Origin of the sequence: Arthrobacter sp. N199823 (assembly GCF_002929705.1) — a bacterium.
Taxonomy (GTDB): domain Bacteria; phylum Actinomycetota; class Actinomycetes; order Actinomycetales; family Micrococcaceae; genus Specibacter.
Genome location: NZ_PJIN01000001.1, coordinates 654977 through 675937 on the forward strand (window position 1 = coordinate 654977; position 20961 = coordinate 675937).

Annotated in this window: 27 protein-coding genes and 1 pseudogene; 15 read left to right on the forward strand and 13 right to left on the reverse strand. The window is 59.3% G+C overall.

Annotated elements, in window-relative coordinates; genetic code table 11:
* Nucleotides 1-329: 329 nt before the first annotated feature.
* Nucleotides 330-980 (reverse strand): hypothetical protein, encoded by a 651-nt coding sequence (locus CXQ93_RS02770; RefSeq protein ID WP_104108928.1) that lies wholly within the window; start codon nucleotides 978-980, stop codon nucleotides 330-332.
* 468 nt (nucleotides 981-1448) lie between these two features.
* Here CXQ93_RS02770 and CXQ93_RS02775 point away from each other — a divergent pair, with 468 nt between their 5' ends.
* Nucleotides 1449-2156, forward strand: a complete 708-nt coding sequence (locus tag CXQ93_RS02775; RefSeq protein WP_104109187.1) for an ASCH domain-containing protein — start codon at nucleotides 1449-1451, stop codon at nucleotides 2154-2156.
* 452 nt (nucleotides 2157-2608) lie between these two features.
* On the opposite strand, the gene CXQ93_RS20365 is transcribed toward CXQ93_RS02775, so the two are convergent.
* The 4 genes and pseudogenes from CXQ93_RS20365 to CXQ93_RS21335 form a co-directional block, all read right to left on the reverse strand.
* Nucleotides 2609-2836: a hypothetical protein gene (locus tag CXQ93_RS20365; RefSeq protein ID WP_146073146.1), complete on the reverse strand. Its 228-nt coding sequence runs from the start codon at nucleotides 2834-2836 to the stop codon at nucleotides 2609-2611.
* Between the two features lie 175 nt (nucleotides 2837-3011).
* Nucleotides 3012-3314 (reverse strand): hypothetical protein, encoded by a 303-nt coding sequence (locus CXQ93_RS02780; RefSeq protein WP_146073147.1) that lies wholly within the window; start codon nucleotides 3312-3314, stop codon nucleotides 3012-3014.
* 202 nt (nucleotides 3315-3516) lie between these two features.
* Nucleotides 3517-3729: a hypothetical protein gene (locus CXQ93_RS21010; protein WP_258068545.1), complete on the reverse strand. Its 213-nt coding sequence runs from the start codon at nucleotides 3727-3729 to the stop codon at nucleotides 3517-3519.
* Nucleotides 3730-3748: 19 nt separating this feature from the next.
* Nucleotides 3749-4321: pseudogene (locus CXQ93_RS21335) on the reverse strand (HIRAN domain-containing protein); the annotation flags it as partial.
* Nucleotides 4322-4348: 27 nt separating this feature from the next.
* On the opposite strand from CXQ93_RS21335, the gene CXQ93_RS02790 reads away from it, so the two are divergent.
* Nucleotides 4349-5038: an SDR family NAD(P)-dependent oxidoreductase gene (locus tag CXQ93_RS02790; RefSeq protein WP_104108931.1), complete on the forward strand. Its 690-nt coding sequence runs from the start codon at nucleotides 4349-4351 to the stop codon at nucleotides 5036-5038.
* Nucleotides 5039-5291: 253 nt separating this feature from the next.
* Here CXQ93_RS02790 and CXQ93_RS02795 read toward each other — a convergent pair whose 3' ends face one another.
* From CXQ93_RS02795 to CXQ93_RS02805, 3 genes are all read right to left on the reverse strand, one after another.
* A complete protein-coding gene (locus CXQ93_RS02795; RefSeq protein WP_104108932.1) occupies nucleotides 5292-5483 on the reverse strand; it encodes a YegP family protein in 192 nt (63 codons plus the stop codon).
* Nucleotides 5484-5610: 127 nt separating this feature from the next.
* The gene (locus CXQ93_RS02800; protein ID WP_104108933.1) at nucleotides 5611-6591 is read right to left on the reverse strand and encodes an alpha/beta hydrolase; all 981 of its coding nucleotides are present in this window, start codon (nucleotides 6589-6591) and stop codon (nucleotides 5611-5613) included.
* The gene (locus CXQ93_RS02805) at nucleotides 6584-8053 is read right to left on the reverse strand and encodes an MFS transporter (RefSeq protein WP_258068546.1); all 1470 of its coding nucleotides are present in this window, start codon (nucleotides 8051-8053) and stop codon (nucleotides 6584-6586) included. The genes CXQ93_RS02800 and CXQ93_RS02805 overlap by 8 nt, the downstream gene beginning before the upstream one ends.
* A gap of 292 nt (nucleotides 8054-8345) precedes the next feature.
* Here CXQ93_RS02805 and CXQ93_RS02810 point away from each other — a divergent pair, with 292 nt between their 5' ends.
* The 3 genes from CXQ93_RS02810 to CXQ93_RS02825 all read left to right on the forward strand — a co-directional run bounded on the left by CXQ93_RS02810 (nucleotide 8346) and on the right by CXQ93_RS02825 (nucleotide 10419).
* Nucleotides 8346-8942, forward strand: a complete 597-nt coding sequence (locus CXQ93_RS02810; protein ID WP_104108934.1) for a recombinase family protein — start codon at nucleotides 8346-8348, stop codon at nucleotides 8940-8942.
* A 548-nt stretch (nucleotides 8943-9490) separates the two neighbouring features.
* Complete coding sequence (locus CXQ93_RS02820) at nucleotides 9491-9742, forward strand: hypothetical protein (RefSeq protein ID WP_104108936.1); 252 nt, start codon at nucleotides 9491-9493, stop codon at nucleotides 9740-9742.
* A 59-nt stretch (nucleotides 9743-9801) separates the two neighbouring features.
* Nucleotides 9802-10419 (forward strand): DinB family protein, encoded by a 618-nt coding sequence (locus CXQ93_RS02825; protein WP_104109189.1) that lies wholly within the window; start codon nucleotides 9802-9804, stop codon nucleotides 10417-10419.
* Here CXQ93_RS02825 and CXQ93_RS02830 read toward each other — a convergent pair.
* Both CXQ93_RS02830 and CXQ93_RS02835 read right to left on the reverse strand, forming a co-directional pair.
* Entirely contained in the window at nucleotides 10408-10896 is a 489-nt protein-coding gene (locus CXQ93_RS02830; RefSeq protein ID WP_104108937.1) for a GNAT family N-acetyltransferase, read from the reverse strand. The genes CXQ93_RS02825 and CXQ93_RS02830 overlap by 12 nt on opposite strands.
* A 96-nt stretch (nucleotides 10897-10992) precedes the next feature.
* Complete coding sequence (locus CXQ93_RS02835) at nucleotides 10993-11616, reverse strand: maleylpyruvate isomerase N-terminal domain-containing protein (protein WP_104108938.1); 624 nt, start codon at nucleotides 11614-11616, stop codon at nucleotides 10993-10995.
* Between the two features lie 147 nt (nucleotides 11617-11763).
* Here CXQ93_RS02835 and CXQ93_RS02840 point away from each other — a divergent pair, with 147 nt between their 5' ends.
* The 5 genes from CXQ93_RS02840 (at nucleotide 11764) to CXQ93_RS02860 (ending at nucleotide 14409) form a co-directional block, all read left to right on the forward strand.
* Nucleotides 11764-12168 (forward strand): VOC family protein, encoded by a 405-nt coding sequence (locus tag CXQ93_RS02840; RefSeq protein ID WP_104108939.1) that lies wholly within the window; start codon nucleotides 11764-11766, stop codon nucleotides 12166-12168.
* 74 nt (nucleotides 12169-12242) lie between these two features.
* The gene (locus tag CXQ93_RS02845; RefSeq protein WP_146073148.1) at nucleotides 12243-12605 is read left to right on the forward strand and encodes an iron chaperone; all 363 of its coding nucleotides are present in this window, start codon (nucleotides 12243-12245) and stop codon (nucleotides 12603-12605) included.
* A gap of 230 nt (nucleotides 12606-12835) precedes the next feature.
* The gene (locus CXQ93_RS02850) at nucleotides 12836-13192 is read left to right on the forward strand and encodes a VOC family protein (RefSeq protein WP_104108941.1); all 357 of its coding nucleotides are present in this window, start codon (nucleotides 12836-12838) and stop codon (nucleotides 13190-13192) included.
* A 113-nt stretch (nucleotides 13193-13305) separates the two neighbouring features.
* On the forward strand, nucleotides 13306-13740 hold the full coding sequence (locus CXQ93_RS02855; protein ID WP_104108942.1) for a protein-tyrosine phosphatase family protein: 435 nt from the start codon (nucleotides 13306-13308) through the stop codon (nucleotides 13738-13740).
* Nucleotides 13741-13872: 132 nt separating this feature from the next.
* Nucleotides 13873-14409: a hypothetical protein gene (locus CXQ93_RS02860; RefSeq protein WP_146073149.1), complete on the forward strand. Its 537-nt coding sequence runs from the start codon at nucleotides 13873-13875 to the stop codon at nucleotides 14407-14409.
* Nucleotides 14410-14428: 19 nt separating this feature from the next.
* Here CXQ93_RS02860 and CXQ93_RS02865 read toward each other — a convergent pair whose 3' ends face one another.
* Nucleotides 14429-15100 carry a VOC family protein gene (locus CXQ93_RS02865; RefSeq protein WP_104108944.1) on the reverse strand — a complete coding sequence of 224 codons (672 nt, stop codon included), beginning with the start codon at nucleotides 15098-15100 and terminating at the stop codon, nucleotides 14429-14431.
* A gap of 129 nt (nucleotides 15101-15229) precedes the next feature.
* Between CXQ93_RS02865 and soxR the strand changes: the two genes are divergently transcribed.
* The gene (gene soxR / locus CXQ93_RS02870; protein WP_104108945.1) at nucleotides 15230-15700 is read left to right on the forward strand and encodes a redox-sensitive transcriptional activator SoxR; all 471 of its coding nucleotides are present in this window, start codon (nucleotides 15230-15232) and stop codon (nucleotides 15698-15700) included.
* Between the two features lie 228 nt (nucleotides 15701-15928).
* Here soxR and CXQ93_RS02875 read toward each other — a convergent pair whose 3' ends face one another.
* Nucleotides 15929-16411, reverse strand: a complete 483-nt coding sequence (locus CXQ93_RS02875; protein WP_258068548.1) for a hypothetical protein — start codon at nucleotides 16409-16411, stop codon at nucleotides 15929-15931.
* 174 nt (nucleotides 16412-16585) lie between these two features.
* Here CXQ93_RS02875 and CXQ93_RS02880 point away from each other — a divergent pair, with 174 nt between their 5' ends.
* The 4 genes from CXQ93_RS02880 to CXQ93_RS02895 all read left to right on the forward strand — a co-directional run bounded on the left by CXQ93_RS02880 (nucleotide 16586) and on the right by CXQ93_RS02895 (nucleotide 20235).
* Entirely contained in the window at nucleotides 16586-17005 is a 420-nt protein-coding gene (locus tag CXQ93_RS02880) for a YciI family protein (protein ID WP_104108946.1), read from the forward strand.
* Between the two features lie 4 nt (nucleotides 17006-17009).
* A complete protein-coding gene (locus CXQ93_RS02885) occupies nucleotides 17010-18263 on the forward strand; it encodes an RNA polymerase sigma factor (RefSeq protein WP_104108947.1) in 1254 nt (417 codons plus the stop codon).
* A 167-nt stretch (nucleotides 18264-18430) separates the two neighbouring features.
* The gene (locus tag CXQ93_RS02890) at nucleotides 18431-19054 is read left to right on the forward strand and encodes a YdeI family protein (RefSeq protein WP_104108948.1); all 624 of its coding nucleotides are present in this window, start codon (nucleotides 18431-18433) and stop codon (nucleotides 19052-19054) included.
* 92 nt (nucleotides 19055-19146) lie between these two features.
* Nucleotides 19147-20235, forward strand: a complete 1089-nt coding sequence (locus tag CXQ93_RS02895) for an FAD-binding oxidoreductase (protein WP_181036025.1) — start codon at nucleotides 19147-19149, stop codon at nucleotides 20233-20235.
* Here the strand turns inward: CXQ93_RS02895 and CXQ93_RS02900 are convergent.
* The gene (locus tag CXQ93_RS02900; RefSeq protein ID WP_104109190.1) at nucleotides 20232-20876 is read right to left on the reverse strand and encodes a LysE family translocator; all 645 of its coding nucleotides are present in this window, start codon (nucleotides 20874-20876) and stop codon (nucleotides 20232-20234) included. The two genes, CXQ93_RS02895 and CXQ93_RS02900, sit on opposite strands and share 4 nt — an antisense overlap.
* Between the last annotated feature and the right edge of the window lie 85 nt (nucleotides 20877-20961).

Sequence of the window (20961 nt, forward strand, 5' to 3'; positions counted from 1 at the left end):
TGAATGGACTACTGCTTGTTGGAATGGTGCAGATTCGGGCGCGGAACTGGTCCGAATAGGTGTAGAAGGTCGTGTAGAAGTTGTGCTTGTTTCGGACAATTACGATGTATCCGGGCTTGTCCGCGAGGGGTTCGAGAGTGTTCATCCGAATATCTATGTCATGAAGTCCAACAGCGTCTTGGGCTCGCAATCCCGGAGAACCTGACGCTGCAATTACGTTGTTCCGCCTACTGAATCCGAGGGGCAGATCAAGTTGGAAAACCAGCGTGACAGTTTTTGGCCTTGATGGTGGTCCCGTTCCATTGCGGAAGGGCATAAGGGATATCGAACTATCTCAGGGCAGCTGATTCGGCGATGCGTCGTTTTAGAGTTGAGGCGAAGTTCCGGTAACCGTCATATGGCTCCCCTGGTTTGTTATCGAATTCAGCGAGCTGGCCGTTCAAATAGTCCGTTGCTTCCTCATTACGGCTGAGAAGCCACAACGCGACAGGCGCACGGACCACTGTCTGCCACCGGTGGCCCTCGTTCGCCACCAGCGCTTGGGCCATGGTCTCCAAGGTTGCTCTCTTGCGCATGTAGGACAGACCAGCGGTTTCAACACAGTTCACGATGTCGGCAATAACCACAGCGTTTGCTTCAGGAGTGTCACGAAAAAGAACCCAATTTGATGCCACGCCTGGCCTAGCCAGATAGTGCAACGGATCAGATAACGTCGGAGGATTATATTGATGGAACTTTCCGCCAGTAATCTCTGCCACGCTGCGTTCCAGCGACTGAATACGCACACCACAGACAGGATTCATATTTAGCTGGCCAGGGATACCGGCGCGGCTGGCGTAGTTCAGCCCGAGCCAGCCAAGAGCATCATCGTCATCGTCGAAGGCTAAGGTGAAAATCTCATCGGCACGCTTCCTAAATCCGACGCCCACCAGAGCATCGAACAATGCCACCAGGCCGGGATGTGTTCGTGAGCTCGCCATTTCGTCCCCATACTTCCTATTCGGATATCGCCGCGCGGGCCGCGGAGGAGAAAATCCTATTGAACAGGGATTCCTGCCCATATGGCCAGTTCCTGTGATTTGAAAACGCGGCGACCGCCAATCGCCTGATCACACTGTATGACCAGAGCGGGCAGCTCTGCAGCAAAGTCGAGGAATTCCCCAACATCCCACTGTCGAAAAGAACGAACACTTCCTTTCACTTGGAACTCTCGCAACGTCCGAAAGGGGTGTCCCACTTAGACGTGCGCAAACCGTCCCGCAAGCCGGTCCGGTTCCGGAACGTTTAACCGCCCAGCTCAACAGTCGATGCGTGATCGATGGCGCTGCCCGCAGGGGAACCTCTTGCGGGACATGACTAGGGGAGACAACGATTTTCATACAATGTCCATCTGCATGGCGGGGGATTGATGACCGCCATTACATTCACAGTGCGGCAGACTGTTGTTCATGGACCCATTTGAATCAGAATTGAGAGTCATTGCGGCAGCCGAAGAACTGGCAGAGACGCTCGGAGCAGACAAGAACCATACGGTCGCGGCTGCCGCGATGGATACGAACGGCGTTATTCATCGTGCTGTGAATGTCTACCACTTCACGGGTGGACCGTGCGCCGAGTTGGTCGTCATGGGGCTCGCTGCCACAGCGGATGTCGGACCGCTGATAACGATGGCTGCCGCCGGCGATGGTGGACGTGGCCTGATATCCCCGTGCGGAAGATGCCGGCAAACTATGTTGGACATTCATCCTGACGTCATGGTGGCTGTACCGACAGATAAGGGCCCGAGGATGCGTCCGATTCGAAAGATGCTCCCCGACACGTATTTCTTCCCGGATGCAGATTCTCGTCGCCTACTGAGATTCAACAAGCGTTACTACGAAGCTGTCGCGAATGGAACAAAGGTAACGACCGTTCGATTTGACGATCCGGTGACACTGGGCCCGCACACCTTTGTTTTTGAGGACGACGCTGAGCATCGAACACTGGATGGACGGGTGACAGCAGTTCAGCACCATCAGCTCGATCAGATGACAGCTGAACAAGCTCGCCTTGGGCCAGGAACATCCGTAGCGGATTTTCGCCGCGGTCTGCGCACTCATTATCCGGCGCTCTCCGATAAAGATGAGGTCGGCGTGGTCGCCTTTGAAGTTCTCTGAATCGCCTTCACCTCTGAGAGGTGGTGCAACGACTATGCCCGTTCCTGGAACCCCTACCGGGCCGGTGGGTATGGCGTGAGGCATTCCGATTCGTAGGGTGCCATTTTTGCCGGCGATGTCATTTGCGTGAACGATCTTTCCTTGTCGCCAGGACTATGACCACAAGGCACACGACAAGCAGTGCGGCGTAGAGCCCCTTAACGAGTGCCCCATTTCCGATGAAGATCATCACCACGCTGAGAGCAGCTAAGAAGGCAAAGCCAATTTTCCATGCTTTCAAAATGTTCTCCTATGGTCGTATGCTCCAGTAGACACTGGATGGCCTAGATGGGGAACCTCCTGCAGTACAGCGCTTCGGGCGGCAGGAAATTGTGACACTGAATGTCCACTTCTGAGCAAAGAGTGCGGAGATCCTGACAGACGGATTCGGCAGCGTTAACGACTGACGATTCTCATCTACTTGATCGCCACTTCTTGTAGGCACTGGGCAGGAAAATAAGGACCAAGACCACGATGGCGATGCTCGGTACCAAGACACCCAGATTGGGGTTGCCCGCGGACCCAAAGATAACGAGCAGCATGCTAACGATTCCGAGCACTAGTAGTGAGATGTGAATCCAGAACATGGCTCGCCAGAATCTCAAGTCGCTTTTTCGGCTGGCTGCTTCCCAATCCACCATGAGCCCACCCTAGAACGCCAGCAAGAATTTGGATAGCAGCGAAGTGCGTCCCGAAAGGGGTGTCCCGTTTAGACGATGCCAAAGCGTCCCGCAAGCCGGTCCTCTAGACGAACGCCCGGAAGCGGAACCCTGTGCGGGTCACCGATACTGTGATGCACCGGTGTGGATCCTATTCTTAATATTCCACGTCGGCAAAGGCTTTAACTTCCTCGCGGATCTGCTCAGCAATGCTGGCGCCCTCTGCTATCCAGGATCGTTCATTTTCGGTGGTACTCCAACCGTTCTCATACAAGTTCTCGGCATCCCACACGTCATACCAGGTGCGCAGTCGCTCGGTAAGACTCTGCGACAGCCCAAAATCTGCTGGCTCCATGGTGTATTTGGTCGGTCTTTCGCGGGTGCTGTTCTCCCATAGCGGCCATCGATGGCCGTAATCAGGAAACAAGCGTATGACGCGCCGCACGGATTTATCTGACATAGCCGAATCGTAACTCGCTTCCGATCAGTTGGCGGAAACGCTACTGAAAGGCGGCAGCCAACAATGGCTGGCATCCTGGAGATGCCTCGACCAAGCTGCTGCTGCGTGTCAGAATCACGTCACCGTATTAGGAACCTCTTGCGGGACCGTCGGCGTGCATGGAGATGTCATAGAGAACGCCACGAACCCAAGACCTTTGCCGCTATGGGACTATCAAGGCCTTGATCTCCAGATTGTCACGTTGGAATGGCCAGGCATGAACTAGGGCATGGGTTTCAAGTGCGCTATGGAGCGGCACTGAATCCAGCGGCGTGACTCTTTGCAAACTGCCGTAGCGCTGGAATGGACGGCAAATCTGCCCAAAGCCTGGAAGAGCTGGGATCAACTCCAGCACCGCCGATGAGGTATCGGTCATGTCCAATACTGTCCAGGAGCGCTGACATAGCTGCCGCCTTAGATGTCGTAACGTATCCGACTTTGCGTCCTTTTCCGTAGATCGCGACGGCGTTCTCATCATGCTTATTCTTTGGTTCTCGGACGAGCAAATACTCCATGCCACCGTAAACGGCTCGTTCTCGTGTCGTTACCCAAAATCCTGACCCCACAATCCGAGCCCGCACAGTCTGAAGCTCGGTGAGGTCTAAAACCGAAAAATCACCAGACGGTAAGGTGACCGTCTCCACATCTTCGTTCGTATAGTTATCGACGGACCGAGTCCCGACGAGATCCGTCGCTGGCAATGGTTCGGGAGTCTGCGCAGCAAGGTTCGACATTGGCGGGAGTGATGATGTCGGCATCTTTGGCGCATCCGCACTCCCACGTTGCTCTGATCGACCAAAAATACGCCCCAAAAGTCCCATGAGCGAAGCATAACAAGCGACAGGCGCGCCGCCGTCATATGTGAGTACCTCCTCAATGCCTTCAAGGTACTTGTTGCCACGCTCCGATCTCCATGTATCCCAACGCTCTGTGGGACGGTGTTGGGTCTGGCCAAGGTTTCGTCTCATTCCAATGTGGCGACTAACCTCGAAGATATGAAGAGACTGGCAGTGGTTACCGGTGCGAGTCGGGGGTGGGGCAGGGCTCTTGTCGATGAGTTCTCAGACTCTGGATGGATCGTCATCGCGATGAGTCGGTCGAAGGCCGGCCCACTGAATTGGAATTCGCCTGGCATTGTTGAAACTGTGGTGCACGACGTCCGGAACGAAGACTTCCAGGAGCTACATACTGTCATCGGTGAGCGTCCCGTTGACCTCTTGATCAACAATGCTGCCCAAGGCGCAAAGCATCAACAGCTTGGATCTATATCTACTCTCGGTGTGATGGATGCTGTCGATGTCAATGTGGGAGGGCCGCTGCGTCTGGTGCAAGCGCTGCTTCCGAACCTTTTGGCAGCTTCGGACCCGCTCGTTATCAACGTAACCTCGCGACTTGGCTCCGTATCAGCCCAAGCCAGGGGAGACTTTTCGGGCCTGTCAACGAGCTACGCCTACAAGATCTCCAAAGCGGCTCAGAACATGCTGACGATCTCGCTTGCCCAGGACCTTCAGGGAAAGGTCAGAGCTTGGGCTGTCCACCCAGGGAAGCTGGCCACAGGCATGGGCCAGCCTGATGCGTCCAAACACCCCGCGCTTGCGGCACGACAGCTGCGGGAGCTGGTCGACTCTGGCGACTCGACTTCACCACGATTCTGCTCTCTCGGCGACGAAGACCTCGGCTGGTGAAGCCGGCTGAACTGCCCAACGAACCAACGACGGGCATGCCGGCACCGTGAGGCGCTTGCGCTACCGACTGGGTTCACAAGGGAACGATAACCGGGACACTTCACCGTTCCTCAGGTGAATCCTTGTACGCGCACGGGACATCTGCGGATGGACTGGTCGGCGACCAACATCAACCAGCTGCACATTGGTCCTTTTCGGTCTTGAGTTCAGCGCCCAGCTGGTACTCCTCGGACCTGAAGGAGACCGTATTTTCCTACCGCGGCCTGATGATTTTTTTCTCGGCGGCCGCGAACGTGCCTCCAATAACTTTGTCCGCCATGCTCCGAGCGTCAGCTTCGTTGTCATAGCCTTGGTTGCCATCAACCGCGATGATCTGGCCGTTGTCGGCTTCCAGACGCCACGCCCATTTGCCGTCCGGACGGGAGTACAAGATGCGTTTTGACATTCAAATTCCCCCTTTTTTAATTGACTAAGCTACGCAAACGATTATAGTAATGCCACACTTCTGTCTGCAATCAGTCTGCCCCATCCGCGGTGTCCGCTATGGAAAGTTAGCCTCGATTGGGGATCCCTCAGCGGGCACCTGAACCGAGAAGTCGCCGGGTCCAGTCGGCCAGCGCTTCGGTTGCGCTCACAGAGATGGTGGCGGTCGGCATCATGCTCGTGAAGCCGTGGAAGGCTCCCGCCCACACGTGCAGTTCCACGTCACCACCGGCAGCCCACAGCCCGCTGGCGTAGGCGACCGTCTCGTCGCGGAAGACCTCCGCGCTTCCGCAGTCGATGTAGGTTCGAGGGAGTCCGGAGAGATCGGTCGCTCGCGCCGGTGCTGCATAGACAGACACGTCCCCGCCGGCTCGGCGGGAGCCGAGGTAGGCGTCCCAGCCGAAGCGGGTCATCTGCCGATCCGCGACCCCGACACCGTCGATCTGCTTCGTCGACACGGTGGAGTCGCGATCGTCGAGCATGGGTGACACCAGGATCTGCGCCAGGAGCGCCGGCCCTTTCCGGTCGCGAGCGAGCAGGGCGGTTCCGGCGGCGAGCCCGGCGCCGGCACTCTGCCCGGCGATCACGATGCGCTCGGGGTCGATGCCGAGCTCGCGGACGTGGGCGTGTACCCAGACGAGCCCGGCGTAGCAGTCCTCGACCGGGTACGGGTCGGGGTATTCGGGGGCGAGGCGGTAGTCGATGCTGATGAGCACGACGTCGTGGTCGTCCAGCAGCCAGTCGTCGTACGAGTCGAGGTTGCCGAGGTAGTGGCCGAACATCATCCCGCCGCCGTGGATTGTGTACACCGCGCTCGTGGCTCCGGTGCGGCCGATCCGTTGGATGACCGCGAGGGTGATCGGATCCCCGAGGTGGCCGGGCACCGTGAGTGTTCGCCGCTCGTACCCACGAGACCGCAGCCGCTCGTCGAGCGCTTCTTCGGTGATGTCGAGTCCGCGCATCCGGGGCAGCATCTCGGTGGTCAGGGTAAACGGCCCGCGGGCCTCGAGGGCGGTGAGGAATGTGGCGAGCTCAGGATCGAACGGAGGGCGGGGCATGAGGTCAGACATAGGAAGGCTCCTGGGTGGTGGGCTGGGCGGGGGCCCGGCGCGAACGGTGGATACCGATGCAGACGAGCGCGGCCGCGAGGGCGGTGATGGTCAGGCCCGCGATAAGGAGCGCCTGCTGGAATGACGCGAGCTGATCCGAGGTGAAGGTCATTGTTGCGATACTGCTGCCGACGAGAGCGGCGAGGATCGTGCCGGTCGCGGCGATCCCGACAGCGGTCGCGATCTCGCTGGCCGTGTCGACCAGGGCAGCACCGATGGAGGTGCGATTCTCGGGGAGACCGCGGAGCACGTTGTTTCCGGCGACGACGCCGACCACCCGCATCCCGGCGGCGACGAGCACGAGGGCGACCAGCACCCAGGGGTAGCCGAATCGGCCGAGGAGCGCGAACACGGCGAGTCCGGCGACCACGGCGGCAGCGCTCATCCAGGCCGCCCGGTCGAGGCCCACACGTTTCACGAACGGACCGACGAAGCGGCCACTCGCGAGAAGCACCACGACCTGCGGCAGCGTGCCGACAGCGGCTAGAGCCGGTGGCCACCCCCAGGCAAACTGCAACTGCAACGTCACCATGTACGACAGCCCGGCCATCGCGAGCCCGGCCGCGGCCTTGTAGGCCAGGCCGCTGGCGACCAGCGGCTGTACGACGAGACGAAGCTCCAGCAGCGGGTGGCGCGCGGTGCGCTCTCGGGCTACGAAGCCGACCACTGCGGCCACGGTGGCAGCCGCTGCACCCCAGGCCAGAGCGACGTCGGTGCCGGCGACGAACAGGGTCGGTGTGAGGAGGACGCCGACGACGGTCGCCGTGCCCAGGACGGCACCGATCACGTCGACGGGGTCACGGTGGAGGTCGGTTCGACGATCGGCGGCGATCCCGGCTCGAATCCCGAGCAAGGCGATCACCGCGATGGGAGCGTTGGCGAGGATGAGCACTTGCCACGGTGCCACGGCGAGCACGAATCCGCCGATGGTGGGCCCGACGGCCAAGCCGACCAGCCCCGCGGTCGAGATGACCGTCAGGGCGCGCACGCGCAGATCGTCGTCGTCGAACAGGCGGAACGCCAACGCCATCGATCCCGGCGTCGTCATCGCCGCGGCGACCCCCAACAGAGCCCGCACGGCGATCAGCTGCTCCACCGAGGTGACGAACAGGGTCAGGATGCTCACGACCGCGAGCAGCGTCAGGCCGACGAGCATCACCCGGCGCCGGCCGACACGGTCTGCGACCGCGCCGAACAGCAGCATCAGGCCTCCGAACGCGACCGAGTACGCGCCGGAGACCCATTGAAGCGACGCGGTGGACGCCGCCAGCTCGCGCCCGATAGTCGGAAGCGCCACGTTCAAGACGGAGTTGTCGAGCATCTCGAACAGGAACACCGCCGAGAGGCCGGCCAGCGGAATCCACGCGTCGCGGAGACGCTGCGGTGGGGCCGCTGTGGCTGGGGAGGTCATGGGTTCGCACATGGGCGCACTCCTTCGATGAAGAAGTGGCGACTCCCACGAGACGCTTGTGCGTTTCCGCCGGCCGGAGCCTGACGGGATTTTTCCCTCTGCGATAATGCTACCGCATCTGTGCTCAGCTGGACGCGTCCAGACCTCCCGCATACCGATTCACTATCAGTGCCCGTAAGACGGTCCCTCACCGGACGAACCATCTCCTGACCTGCGGTTATATGATGGCGGCTTTTGGACTGTCCCGTAGGGGTAGCCCGGTGAGCTGTCGAGTGAGCGGGCGTCATATGGGACACTGCTGAGCATGTCTGAATTACTAATTGGGTATGCAAGGGTTTCCACCGACGAGCAAGACTTGACCGCGCAGCGCGACGCGCTGGCGGCTATGAATATAGGCGAGGATCGGATCTACGTAGATCACGGACTGACTGGATCAAATAGGAACCGTCCAGGTTTGCGTGAGGCGTTGGCCGCTTGCCGTGCCGGGGACACGCTCGTTGTGACCAAGCTGGATCGACTGGCTCGCTCCGTAAGGGATGCCCATGAGATCGCTGACCAGCTCGCCAGCCGGGACATTAAGTTGAATATTGGCGGATCAGTCCACAATCCGCTAGATCCCATAGGAAAGCTGCTTTTCAACGTTCTGGCGATGGTTGCTGAATTTGAAGGAGATCTCATCCGGGCGCGAACGCGCGAAGGAATGAAGGTCGCTAAGGCCAAAGGCCGCTTGCGCGGGAAGCCACCGAAACTGTCGCCAGCCCAGGAACGCCACCTCGTTGAGCTTCATGCAGCTGGCGAGCACAGCATGTATGAAATCGCCGAGCTCTTCTCTGTCGCACGGTCAACGGTCTACCGGGCGCTCGAGAGGGCGAAGAGTACAGGCGACAGCAACCCGGCTTAGTGACAGGATCCTGGTATTGATGGCCTGGACGGTTTCGCCACCTCGGCCACCTCAAGGTATGGACGCAGACTAGCGCCCGAGCCAAATCCTGGTATTCCACCCGTGTAATTTGCTTCTGGGGGATCCACTCGAGCCGGTATCTGTTGTCTGGTCCGTGCAGCTCGACCAAACCGTAGGAGCGGCGCAAGGGCAATCCGCCGCCTGGTCGCAGACTTTGACGACATCTTTGGAGTCAAGAAGGGGGAGTTCATCCAGCTGAAAGGGGGAGCAGTTCGTTTTTGGCCCTAAATAGCTTTGACCTGCAGTATGAAACCGCAGGTCAAAGGCTCGTTTTGATGCCCCAGGTGGACTCTAGCCGGGGCCCCGAGAATCATATTCGAGTGCTGGAAAAGAACGGGTTGTCTTGGGAAGGACGGCTGCGTTCGCATCGGCTGGTCCGTGGGAAGCGCCGGGACTCCATGCTCTATTCCATCCTCCGCGGGGAATAGTGACAGGCGTATGATGTGGATCACTGCACGCTTCTACTCTAGTCTCAGGAGTTGGCCGCCATGCAAGAACTTCGAAAGCTACCCCGATGGGCGCTGATCTTTTCTTCTTGCGTGGCCGTCGTAGCAGTTGGGTTTGTGGTCATGGGGGTAGTCGACCTGCTGACAGGGGCCGGGATGGACAGGTTCGCCTTAGATGTTCTGGCCGCAGCTGCCTTCGCGTTAGCTGCGTGGTCCATCGCAGTGAAGGGTAACCCTGCCCTGTCGCGACGTCGAGATGAAGCGCCCAACCGTCGGAGTCCTCTGGAGTGGTGAGCTGCATCTTGGTGCACGTGTGCTTGTGATTGAGGATGAACTGCTACAAACTGGCACACATGAGTGATGTTGCCAAGGCTGAGTTACGCCGATATTTGCAAGAAGGCCGCGATGCGATGGTGTGGAAGCTTGGGGGACTCTCTGAATACGATCTGCGTCGTCCCCTAACCACCACTGGTACCAACCTACTGGGGTTGGTGAAGCATTTGGCAGGGGTCGAGGCTGCGTACTTTGGCGCGGTCTTCGGCCGTCCCTTCCCCGAGAATCACCCTTGGATGGCAATCGACGCGCCGGAGAATGTGGATATGTGGGCCACCGCAGAGGAGTCCAGCGAAGAGCTCGTGGCCCTTTACAAACGAGTGTGGGCCCATGCCGATACTACGATTTCCGAGCTCCCGATGGATGCAAGCGGTCAGGTGCCATGGTGGCGCAAGGCAAGTAACCCTGTCAGCCTGACCCGCATCCTGGTGCATGTCACCGCCGAAACACTGCGGCATGTTGGTCACGCCGACATTGTGCGCGAGTTGATCGACGGCAGCGTCGGACATCGGGACGATAACGACAACATGGCGGAGGGGGACTCAGCCTGGTGGCACAGCTATCGCGAGAACTTGGAAAAGGTGGCCAGCAGTTTCGCCGGGCCAGAGCTAGCGGCGAGGTCCTCGCTAGAGGATTAGTTTGAACCCCACGTGAGAGGCGGTGAAACCCAGCCGCTCGTAGAACCTGTGCGCGTCCTGACGGGCTCTGTCACTGGTCAATTGGACCAAGGCGGCGCCACGCCGTCGTCCTTCTTCTACAGCCCACGTCATCATGGCCGATCCCAGCCCGTTTCCACGCAACTTCTCATCCACTCGCACCGCCTCCACCAGCAATCTCGTGGAACCCAAGCGGGCAAGGCCTGGAATGAGGGTCAGCTGCATCGTGGCAACAACATTCTCCGCGTGATCTACAACCACAATTAACTGTTGCGCCGGTTCGGCGTCAATGGCGCGGAAGGCCGCGATGTAGGGAGCTTGGTCCTGGGCAGCAGCAGAGTTCTCCGCCGCTCGAATGGGATCGTTGTTCATGAGCTCAATAATGGGCACGACGTCGGACTCGACCGCCCTGCGCAGGCGGAAGTTTGTGCCGGACAGGGTGAAGATTTCCAAGACCATGTTTTCATCCTTTCACGGCCGTGCGTGCATTGGTGGGCGTGAACGCGAAGCGCCCCGCAGCAGCAGTCGTTTTGTTGGGCTATCAGGGAGGCTGGGCTACCAGGGAGACAGGGCCGTTGACGCATCGAGGGGCCCGCGGCCGGCAAGCCATGCCATGAAGGAGCGGCGATCAGCCAGTGATTCAAGCCGCTCAGGGACAGAGGCGAGCAGCTCTGAGAGATCCCACGCCACGTAGTCATCCGGCCAGTCCGAGGGCGTGTAGCCCATCCCGAGATCCACGTGGTGCATTTCCACTTCGCGCAGCCTGTGAGCAGGACACTCGGAGGCGCCATAGTGCCCGCCGCCCAGCAACTGGCCATTGGGCCAGCCTGCCGCCGTGCATCGCGCGAAAACTTCCTCGAGTTGGACAATGCTGGACTTGAGGTCCTCGATGATCTCGGCGGCCGGACGTGTTGATCCAAGCTCAATTTCTTGCCTGCGCTGATCCTCACCGCCAACATATTTCGGAACGTCTTTGCCCTCCAAGGCGCCGGCCAGGCGGCGAGCATGGCCGTCAGCATTGCGTGCCAAGTGGGTCAATACGTGGCCAACGCTCCAACCGGGAAGAAGGCTTGGTGAGGCGATGTCTTTGTCGCTCAGCTGCGCAACGCGGCCAGCTAATCGCAGCTGCGCTTCGCGGCAGAGTTGGGATGCATGCTCGGGATCATTCTCAAGGTTCACGGGACTATCAGCCTCTCTTGGTTACTGCTTTCTTTCCTCAGCCTTCCATCATCTGTTCAGCTACGGCAATTTCATGACAGGGGGAGGATATGCGTGGCGGGCTCCGGGATAGGGGAGTGCGTGCTGGTTACGTGCAAGACTCGGTGGATGACTGAGATTCCTCTGGGCACGTTGCACCATGTTGAACTGTGGGTACCTGATTTTGCACGGGCCACTGATGAATGGGGCTGGCTACTGTCCAGCCTTGGCTACGAGTCCTTTCAAACGTGGCCGAACGGCGGCAGCTGGAAACAGGGCGCTACGTACATAGTCGTGGAAGAGTCCCCGGCTCTGAGCGCGCGAATTCATCAGCGGACGGCTCCTGGGTTGAACCACCTGGCTTTCCACGCAGGCACGGCAGATCGTGTTGACGCTCTCTTAAAAGAGGGGGTTGAGCACGGTTGGAAAGCACTGTTCGCAGACAAATATCCCCATGCTGGCGGCGCCGGACACTATGCTGCATACTTGGAAAATTCTGCTGGTTTCGAGGTCGAGCTCATTGCCAGCACGTGAAGCCATGACCACGTCGTTTGTGCTCGAATTTCCGTCAAAGAGTAGCCGGGGCCGTGGATCTCTACACTCGAGTCATGGGTGAAAAAGCGAAGACCGTCGAAGAGTATCTCAGTGCGCTCGACCCGGCGTGCCGAGCAGAACTTGAGCGGATCCGTGCGCTCGTGACTCAGCTCGTCCCGGACACCGTGGAGACCCTGAGTTACGGGATGCCGACGCTCAAATACAGGAACCGGGCACTGGTGTACTTCACCGCGTCCAAGAAACATTTGAGCTTCTATCCCTCCTCGTGGGCGATTGACGAGCTGAGAGACCAGCTCAAGGACTACAAGACAACCAAACACGCGATCCAATTTACTCTGGACAAGACCCTGTCCAGCCGCCTCATCGAAGACCTTGTGAGCGTACATGTGCGCGAAATTGACGCCAACAGGCAATAAACCGCTGGCATCCAACGATCCAGCATCCTTGGGGCTGCATTGTCCCATCTGTCTCGGGTAGCCGTCCTGCCAAGCGCTCGTCTGATGATGATCGCGTATGGCCGGGAATGTCGGGTTCATCTTGCGTGAACGTCTGTCACTGACCGGGCCGGCCGGCGTTTTGTTGTCTGCGGTGGACACTCGCCGGGTCGGGCGGCACGATTGAGGGACATCAACGACTGGAGAAGCCCATGCGCGTCATCCGCGTCACGATTGACCTCACGGTGCCCGACATTGAGGAGGCGAGGGCCTTCTACTCGGACTACCTTGGGCTCGCCGGGGAAGACTTGGGTCTTGACTGGGTCACTCGCTTTGTCGTGCCGAGTTCTGGGGAGCACATTCAGCTCGTGTCGCGGGACGCTGCGGCGCCCGAGAACCCGCTGCTCACCGTCAAAGTCGATGACGTCGACGACGCCTACGCCCAGGCTCGTAGACGCGGCTATGAGATTGTCCACCCTTTGAGCACGGAGCCTTGGGGTATTCGCCGATTCTTCGTCCGTGCCCCTGACGGGACGGTGATTAACATCGCCGCGCTCCGCGAGCCATGACGTCGCACGCTTAGCCGACCACCGCCGCACGGGCATCTCAGATTCGATGACCGGCTCAGACGATGGCACCACGGACCCGTTGCAGATCCCCAGTCGGCAGATATCTTGGGATCATGCGAAGTGTTTGGGATGCTGAAGAATCGGGTGTGATGCGGTTGCCGTCGGGCCGATTGCTGCGCGGGCGCGGCCTTCATCAGCCAATCCCAAGTGGAGCTCCACCCGACTTCGCGCTCTACCTCCTGGGCAAGAGACCGGCCACGCCAACATGGGAATCACGATGGGTGCTGTGGCCCGATTTTCGGCTACCCAAGGACCACGACGACGCACTGGACGCACTGCGTGAAGCCTGGATTCGTTCTCAAAGAGAGCGAGTCGAGATCGACTGCGACGGTGGTCATGGCCGCACGGCTACCGCGCTGGCGTGTATCGCCGTGCTCGACGGCGTGCCCGCCGACAAAGCTGTGAAGTTCGTTCGTGAGCGTTATAACCCACGCGCCGTCGAGACACCGTGGCAACGCAGGTACGTCGCGCACTTCACCGCGGACTAACCCACTCCAAGCAGCCCGTCCCGCTGGAGGCGCCCCTGCGAGGCGGATTCATAGGCTGGCTGATCCAAGTCGCAGTCGATCTGCAACTTCTGGCCTCTGGCGAACCGCTGGGTTCCGGCATAGCGTGGCGAGATGACATCCCCAGAACAATTCATGAACGAAATTCCCCAACTTGTTGCCATCGTTGACCTGGTTGAAGCAGCGATCCGACATCCCTGGCCCAAGAATCAATCCGAAAATGATGCCTTGTTCAAGCGTCTGGGATGGGGCCACGGAAAGAAGTCTCCCGCAAACACTAACGATGTTCGTGATATCGCGGACCATTTTCACCTAGAAACAGGGAATGAGGGCCCTCCCATATTCGCCACTTCGCGGGAACTTGGCGGACTCATAGAATCCATACATTTAAAGCTCCGACTGGATTCGGCGCCTCCAAACCCCGATGCAACGCGTTGCTTCGAAGCCATTCTCAGTCAACTGATAGACCTCCACGGCGAGCCAACCATTCCATGGCACGGGCAGAGAGGCCTGCGGAAGATGTGGAACGTCAACGGTATCGACATTGATGTCACCTACAACGACAGCCGCAGCTCCCTCACAATTGGAATTCAGGACGAACGATTCTTTGCCGAAGTGGAAACATCCGCCCGAGCCAACAGCGTCGAGTGAACTCCGGTGAAGGCCTTGGCTAAGCTCTGACTATCGAAATTCTCGAGTTGAGATCTACCCGAGATTTCCCTGCCGGTGCTTCGATCTGAACACTCAGTGGGCCACTTGCTGGTTGAGATACCTTGTTGGGGAACCAGAGCCGTTCCTGTTGCACAACGATCAGGAGGCCATCATGGCTGCCCATTGAGGCGAACATGCTGGAGCAATCGTAATAGTTGGGGATAGCCAATTCTTCGGACAGTGTTGCTACGGTGGCCAGCACGTCTTCCACGCCAATCCCAACTTCACTGATGGACAACATATGCGGATTTTTGCCCTTGCTGATCAGAGTGGAGGCATCAGCCTCGCGAGCGATGAACTCCAAGATAATGCCTTCGGGTCCCAAAAAGTACAGCGAACGAGATTGCCATTCCTTCGAACCGAGGATGACATCTGAGCCGTCTGCCTGAAGTAGGGAGACGCGTCGGGCCAGCCATTCGTGGGCAAAATCAAACTCTGATGGCAGGATGCCGAAGGCGAGGTGATGGACACCCTCAAAACTATCTCCGGCACTCAGCGTTAGTCGGCTTGAGCCAATGGGGACCACCACGCTGGTGGAAGTCACTTCGACAGGTAGCAGCAGGTCATCACGGTAGAACTGAACTGCTTTCGCGAGGTCACGGACAGTGATGGAGACGTTGAGGATTTTCATTCTTGATATTCCTTGTCTGAGAAGTGGTTGCCGGATGCCCAAGCTTCTCCTTGTGTTCGAGTGCGTACGCTTCATAGAACTAGCTAAAGCTAACTTGAGGTCAAGCTGGTGGCATGCAAGCATGAGCACATGACCACCGCCATACCCAGAAGCCTGCTGCCAATCGGTGAAATTGCCAGCCGTGCCGGCTTGTCAGTTCCGACTGTCAGGTATTACGAATCTCGAAACCTGATATCTTCCGAACGCACCGCGGGCAACAAGCGCCTCTTCCGCCGCTACACCCTGCGGCGGCTGGCCGTCATCGCCGCAGGGCAACGAGTGGGACTCACGCTGGCCGAAATTGCGGAAGCACTGGCCGAACTGCCCTCAGACAAGGCTCCGTCTCAGGACGATTGGCATCAGCTGAGCACACATTGGACGCTGCTAGTGGCACGAAGAATCCGCCAGCTAGAAAAGCTCCAAGGATCGCTCGATGACTGCATCGGCTGCGGTTGCTTGTCCCTCAAGAAATGCCATCTCTTCAATTCGCAAGACGAGGCGGCATCCGAAGGCCCTGGCTCGCGTTGGATTCGCAATAGTATGGAATACGACGAAGACTAAGGTACGGACGCTGAGGTGTGGTCGCTAGCTCCGGGGCGTGAACTGGACCTGGAGGTACTTGAGTTCAGCGCGTGGAAGCACGGCTGTCACGACGCCACCGCCTGCCAGTTGGGCTCCGATGCCGTACACGAATGGGTCCGTATCGACCTCCGCGCCGGGCACGTCGACCCCGTTGATGACGGTCCTGGCCCGGCCGTTGACCATCCGGCCGGTTACCGCGGGTTCGTGCTAGTCCCACGGGTTACTGCCCGGCCAGAGCTCCTGCCGGTACAAGTTCATGAGGATGTGGTTGACGTGATCTGCCAGTAAGCTCTGGACGGTAGAACGCTCGGAGGGATCGCGGGTCCAAGTGGTTCGCACCGCTTCCCACAGCTGAGGGTAATGCATTCGCTCCACGTGCTCGATCAGCCAGGGGGGTTGAGGCCAGGGAGGGGCTTCCTCGATTGATCTGCGTGTCTGCTCGTCGAGGACCGCAAGGTTTACCGGGTCTGAGCGGTCATCCGGGTTTCGCCAGAGCGTATAGGTGATGCTCGCAGTCATTTCGCTATACCCACCATCACCCCCGCTGTAGCTCGGACTGACGGCATCCGTGTCCTCCAATGATGGTTGGGCCACGAGCCCCATCACCGGAATAGGCATGAGTTTCAGATTCTCGACCCCTTCGGCACGAGGATCGGGGGCGTCTTCGGGGAGAATTCCAGCTGTTCTCATACCTCGACTATGAACCAACCGGGGGAGCCTGTAAACGGGATCGAGTTTAAGCCTCTAGATGTCCCGATGGAAAAGTATTGAAGAATTCTTCAGCATGTGTCGATCTGGCCTAGCGCCGTTCGACCTATGGGTGAGAAGGTCAAAGAGCGACCTTCCAGAACCAAGGAGTACACAATGGCCAAGTACATGCTGATCATGCGCGCAACGGAGGAGTCGTTCGCCAACTTCATGAGCGCCGACTTCACCGAGGTCCTCGAGGCGATGGGCAAATTCAACGACGAGTTGATCCGTGCTGGAGTCCTGCTGGCGGCCGAAGGTCTCGACGATGCAAATAACGGCGTCGTGGTCGACTTCACGGGTGAGACGCCGGTCGTGACTGACGGTCCCTACGGAGAAATCAAGGAACTCTTCAACGGCTACTACATCCTCGACGTCGCCTCGATTCAAGAGGCAGTCGAATGGGCCAAGCGTGCACCGATGACCGCGGGAAGTAAGACCGAGATCCGTCGTGTGCCCTCGATTGATGAGTTCCCCCAGGACAACACCTGGATACAGAAGGAGCGCGCCTGGCGCGAGCAGACCGGGCAGCTCTGATCGAGTGAGCAACACAGAGGCGCGGCGCGCCGTCGAGGTGGTGTGGCGCAGAGAGTCCGCCCGCGTCGTTGGCGCCCTCGCCCGCTATACAGGCGATTTCTCGCTGGCCGAAGACCTTGCGCAAGAGGCCTTGGCCGAGGCGCTCGTTTCCTGGTCTGTCGATGGAGTCCCGGCCGAGCCGACAGGTTGGCTACTGACGGTGGGTCGACGCCGGGCGATCGATGCCTTTCGGCGCCGGTCCGCACAAGACGATCGCTATGCCCTGCTTGCCCGCGACCTCGACGAGGAGTTGCCGGGCGTGGATACGCTTTTTGACCCCGACGCGATCGACGACGACGTGCTGGCCTTGATGTTTATTTCGTGCCATCCGGTGCTATCGAAGGAGTCACGGATTGCCTTGGCGCTGCGCGTCGTCGGTGGACTGGGTACCGGCGAAATCGCGAAGGCTTTTCTCGTGCCAGTGCCGACGGTTCAGGCACGCATAACCCGCGCCAAAAAGACGCTCGCTGCGGCCAAAGTCCCCTTCGGTGTGCCGGAACCGCACGAGTTGGTCGAGCGGCTTGGCTCAGTCCTTCAGGTCATCTACTTGGTCTTTACGGAAGGGTCGTCTGCATCGAACGGCGACGAATGGATTCGCACGAAATTGGCCAACGAAGCACTCCGGTTGGCCCGCGCGTTGGTGCGTCTCCGGCCGCAGCCTGAGGTATTCGGGCTGCTCGCATTGTTGGAGCTCACTGCAGCCCGTTTTCCAGCACGACTTGACGCGTCTGGCTGGCCTGTCCTGCTGGAGGACCAGGATCGACGCCTATGGGACCAGTCGGCCATCCGGCGCGGACGCGCGGCGCTCGCTCAGGCTGTGGCGGCTGGGCGTGGGCTGGGCGCGTACGGTCTCCAAGCGTCCATCGCCGAGTGTCACGCGGTGGCGCACTCCGTGGCTGAGACCGACTGGCAGCGTATCGTCATCCTCTACGAAGCTCTCGGTCGGCTGACACCGTCACCCGTGATCGACCTGGGCCATGCTGTCGCAGTCGCGATGGCCTCTGGTCCGGCGGCCGGGCTCGCTCTAGTTGACGCCATTGCGTCACGGGGCCATTTGGATGGCTCACACCTGTTGCCCGCGATCCGGGGCGAATTGCTTACCCGACTTGGCCGTCCGGACGAGGCGCGGGCAGCGCTCGAGCAGGCCATCGAGCTGTGCGCCAACGTCGTCGAAAGCGCCATGCTTCAGCGCAAGGTCGACGGTGTAGCCCACTCGTAGAGATACTTACCGATGAACCCAAAGCAACGAAGACATAAGCAGCTGCCACTCGTACAGCTGGCGCCGACGCCAAAGCCAGCCAGCTCTAAGGATGTTTCTCGAAGGCTGTCCGGCTGGGGGGCTAAATTCAAAAGTTATTCACTAGGCCCGAAGGAGAATAGACAAAAATGTTACTCAAGAATATTGACCTAAAAGTCACTGAGTACATCGAAAACTCAGCCGATTTTGCCAGACCCATCCTCGATCACCTTCGAGAGCTGATACATAGAAACTGCCCCGATGTAGTGGAATCCATCAAGTGGGCGATCCCGCATTTTGACTACAAAGACGATTTTATGTGCGTTCTGGCTTCCGCCAAGAATCACTGTTCGCTCACATTCATAAAGTCAGAATTCATGAGCGATCCCCGGTTCGCTGGTGGCAAAAAGGTGAAGCCGGGTCAGCGATTCATGAGCAGAATCACGAGCATGACCGAGCTGCCATCAGATGAAGAGCTCACAGGCTTTGTCAAACAAGCGATGGACTTGAACGAAAGAGGCGTAAAACTCGACAAGACTGCCAAAGCTGCACCAAGCAGCAAATCCTTGGACACTCCGGGATATTTCCTGCAAGCACTCTCCACGAATCCCGTTGCAAAACAAGTTTTTGAAAACCATTCACCGTCATTCCGCAAGAACTATATTGTGTGGCTTGAAAGTGCAAAGACCGAGGCCACTCGACAACGAAGAATCGACGAAGCCCTGGAATGGATTGCCGATGGCAAGGGACGATTCTGGAAGTACGAAAAATAGAACGGCGCCGTCGAGCTGCCAGCGCCCCGGTTCTCCATCCCAATCCCGACCCTAGTTGGCGCGCGCACTACTTGATGTGTCACCATGGCGCCATGGAAACGCATGTATTGATCATTGGCGGCGGCATTGCTGGACTGTCTCTGGCGTGGCAGTTGGCCCCGACTGTTCCCGTAATTCTGGTGGAGGCTGAGAGGACGTTGTCGTATCACACCTCCTCACGCTCGGCCCGGCAGATGCAGCCCGGCTACGGGCCGGCTCCTATTCAGGAATTGACGCACCGGAGCATAGCCCTGGTGGAGCAAATTTCCGCCGGCCTGTCTTCGCCCATTCTCATTCCCCGGCACCTCATGACCCTTGGTACGGTGGCAGAAGTTCAGGCACTCGTGGCCACACACAGTTCCTTGACCGCGCTCGATCAGGCCCAGACCATGCATCGCAGCCCGGATCTGCGCCCGGAGACCTTTGAAGCCGCAGCGCTCGATGAGACAGCCCACGAAGTGGACGTCCCTGCCCTTCTGGACTTTTACCGGCGCGAGGCCGTGGCGGCAGGTGCGGTATTTCTGACGGAGCACCCTGTCACCGCGGTAGAAGCCACGGGCGCCGGATTCACCGTGACGGCTGGCGGGCACACCATCGAGGCGCGGATAGTTGTCAACGCCGCCGGGGCGTGGGCAGACACGGTGGCGCAGATGGTGGGTGCCCGGCCTCGTGGTCTACGGCCATACCGGCGCAGCGTAGCCATTGTGTCCACTCAATTCCCAGTGGATCCCGCCGGGCCCATGGTGGAGCCAGCTGATGAGTCCTTCTACTACAGGCCCGACGGCGGTCACCTCCTGATCTCGCCGTGCGAGAGTGTCCTTGCCGAGCCAGGTGACGCACAAGTGGTGGAGGCAGACATCGCCCAACTAATCCAGCGCATTGATGCCGTGACCACCCTGAGGATCACCGGCGTCGTCCGGGCATGGACGGGGCTGCGGACCCAGCCGGCCGACGGATTGCCGGTGGTGGGAATGGACACGGAGGAGCCCAACTTTTTCTGGCTGGCCGGGCAGAGCGGCTACGGAATTCAAACGTCGGCGGCACTAGCCACCATGGCCGCGCAGCTGGTCACCGGGACGCTGCCCGATGAGGACAGTGCGTTGGCCGCTGCACTGAGTCCACAGCGTGCGGGACTGAACTAGCTGGTGGCCCCGGAGGCCACGACGCCCACGCCCAGCACGGCCAAGATGCCGCTGCTGATGCGTTCAATGAGGGTGTTAACCTTGGGCTTGCGCAGCCACTTCATGGCCCGGTAGGCGAGGAATGCGATGGTGGCCAGGTAGAGGAATCCGATGACCGCCAAGGTGAGTCCTAGAATCATGGCAATGGCCAGTGTATTGGCGCCCTGGGGGATGAACTGGGGCACAACGGCCAGATAGAACAGGCCCACTTTGGGGTTGAGCAGGGTGGATACGACGCCGGCGCCATAGCCTGCGCGTTTGCTGTAAACCAGCGGTTGGTGACCGTCGCCGCCGGCGGCGATCCCGGCTTTGGCGGCCTTGCGGGCCTTCAAAAATGAGGAGATGCCCAAGTAGAGCAGGTACAAACCACCGGCAATCTTGATCCAGCGGAACACTTCGGCGGACTGTTCCAAAATGGCGGCTAGGCCAAAGCCCACCAAGGCGGCCCAGACTAATGCGCCCGTGCCAGAACCGGCTGCCGCAGAAATGCCCGCGCCCACTCGGCTCAGTGAAATGCGCAGCACCATAAATGTGTCAGGCCCGGGAATAAGGGCCAGCATGAGGCACAGTCCGGCAAAGGCCAAGAGCGAAACAAAGGTCATGAAGTCCATTCTCCGGCCCAAGTTCCCACTCCCGCAAGCTGGCCGGCATGCTGGTGTCCGTTATCCCAGACTCAACCCCGCGCTG

What these genes read in the sequence shown, in the direction of transcription:
- soxR (WP_104108945.1), top strand. Translation starts at nt 15,230, where the DNA reads ATGACCACCGCCATACCCAGAAGCCTGCTGCCAATCGGTGAAATTGCC.
- CXQ93_RS02790 (WP_104108931.1), top strand. Translation starts at nt 4,349, where the DNA reads ATGAAGAGACTGGCAGTGGTTACCGGTGCGAGTCGGGGGTGGGGCAGG.
- CXQ93_RS02880 (WP_104108946.1), top strand. Translation starts at nt 16,586, where the DNA reads ATGGCCAAGTACATGCTGATCATGCGCGCAACGGAGGAGTCGTTCGCC.
- CXQ93_RS02900 (WP_104109190.1), bottom strand. Translation starts at nt 20,876, where the DNA reads ATGACCTTTGTTTCGCTCTTGGCCTTTGCCGGACTGTGCCTCATGCTG.
- CXQ93_RS02810 (WP_104108934.1), top strand. Translation starts at nt 8,346, where the DNA reads ATGTCTGAATTACTAATTGGGTATGCAAGGGTTTCCACCGACGAGCAA.
- CXQ93_RS02800 (WP_104108933.1), bottom strand. Translation starts at nt 6,591, where the DNA reads ATGTCTGACCTCATGCCCCGCCCTCCGTTCGATCCTGAGCTCGCCACA.
- CXQ93_RS02830 (WP_104108937.1), bottom strand. Translation starts at nt 10,896, where the DNA reads ATGGTCTTGGAAATCTTCACCCTGTCCGGCACAAACTTCCGCCTGCGC.
- CXQ93_RS02805 (WP_258068546.1), bottom strand. Translation starts at nt 8,053, where the DNA reads ATGTGCGAACCCATGACCTCCCCAGCCACAGCGGCCCCACCGCAGCGT.
- CXQ93_RS02860 (WP_146073149.1), top strand. Translation starts at nt 13,873, where the DNA reads ATGACATCCCCAGAACAATTCATGAACGAAATTCCCCAACTTGTTGCC.
- CXQ93_RS02775 (WP_104109187.1), top strand. Translation starts at nt 1,449, where the DNA reads ATGGACCCATTTGAATCAGAATTGAGAGTCATTGCGGCAGCCGAAGAA.
- CXQ93_RS02820 (WP_104108936.1), top strand. Translation starts at nt 9,491, where the DNA reads ATGCAAGAACTTCGAAAGCTACCCCGATGGGCGCTGATCTTTTCTTCT.
- CXQ93_RS02840 (WP_104108939.1), top strand. Translation starts at nt 11,764, where the DNA reads ATGACTGAGATTCCTCTGGGCACGTTGCACCATGTTGAACTGTGGGTA.
- CXQ93_RS02795 (WP_104108932.1), bottom strand. Translation starts at nt 5,483, where the DNA reads ATGTCAAAACGCATCTTGTACTCCCGTCCGGACGGCAAATGGGCGTGG.
- CXQ93_RS02770 (WP_104108928.1), bottom strand. Translation starts at nt 980, where the DNA reads ATGGCGAGCTCACGAACACATCCCGGCCTGGTGGCATTGTTCGATGCT.
- CXQ93_RS02780 (WP_146073147.1), bottom strand. Translation starts at nt 3,314, where the DNA reads ATGTCAGATAAATCCGTGCGGCGCGTCATACGCTTGTTTCCTGATTAC.
- CXQ93_RS02890 (WP_104108948.1), top strand. Translation starts at nt 18,431, where the DNA reads ATGTTACTCAAGAATATTGACCTAAAAGTCACTGAGTACATCGAAAAC.
- CXQ93_RS02845 (WP_146073148.1), top strand. Translation starts at nt 12,243, where the DNA reads ATGGGTGAAAAAGCGAAGACCGTCGAAGAGTATCTCAGTGCGCTCGAC.
- CXQ93_RS21010 (WP_258068545.1), bottom strand. Translation starts at nt 3,729, where the DNA reads ATGACCGATACCTCATCGGCGGTGCTGGAGTTGATCCCAGCTCTTCCA.
- CXQ93_RS02855 (WP_104108942.1), top strand. Translation starts at nt 13,306, where the DNA reads ATGCGAAGTGTTTGGGATGCTGAAGAATCGGGTGTGATGCGGTTGCCG.
- CXQ93_RS02875 (WP_258068548.1), bottom strand. Translation starts at nt 16,411, where the DNA reads ATGAGAACAGCTGGAATTCTCCCCGAAGACGCCCCCGATCCTCGTGCC.
- CXQ93_RS02865 (WP_104108944.1), bottom strand. Translation starts at nt 15,100, where the DNA reads ATGAAAATCCTCAACGTCTCCATCACTGTCCGTGACCTCGCGAAAGCA.
- CXQ93_RS02825 (WP_104109189.1), top strand. Translation starts at nt 9,802, where the DNA reads ATGAGTGATGTTGCCAAGGCTGAGTTACGCCGATATTTGCAAGAAGGC.
- CXQ93_RS02850 (WP_104108941.1), top strand. Translation starts at nt 12,836, where the DNA reads ATGCGCGTCATCCGCGTCACGATTGACCTCACGGTGCCCGACATTGAG.
- CXQ93_RS02895 (WP_181036025.1), top strand. Translation starts at nt 19,147, where the DNA reads ATGGAAACGCATGTATTGATCATTGGCGGCGGCATTGCTGGACTGTCT.
- CXQ93_RS20365 (WP_146073146.1), bottom strand. Translation starts at nt 2,836, where the DNA reads ATGGTGGATTGGGAAGCAGCCAGCCGAAAAAGCGACTTGAGATTCTGG.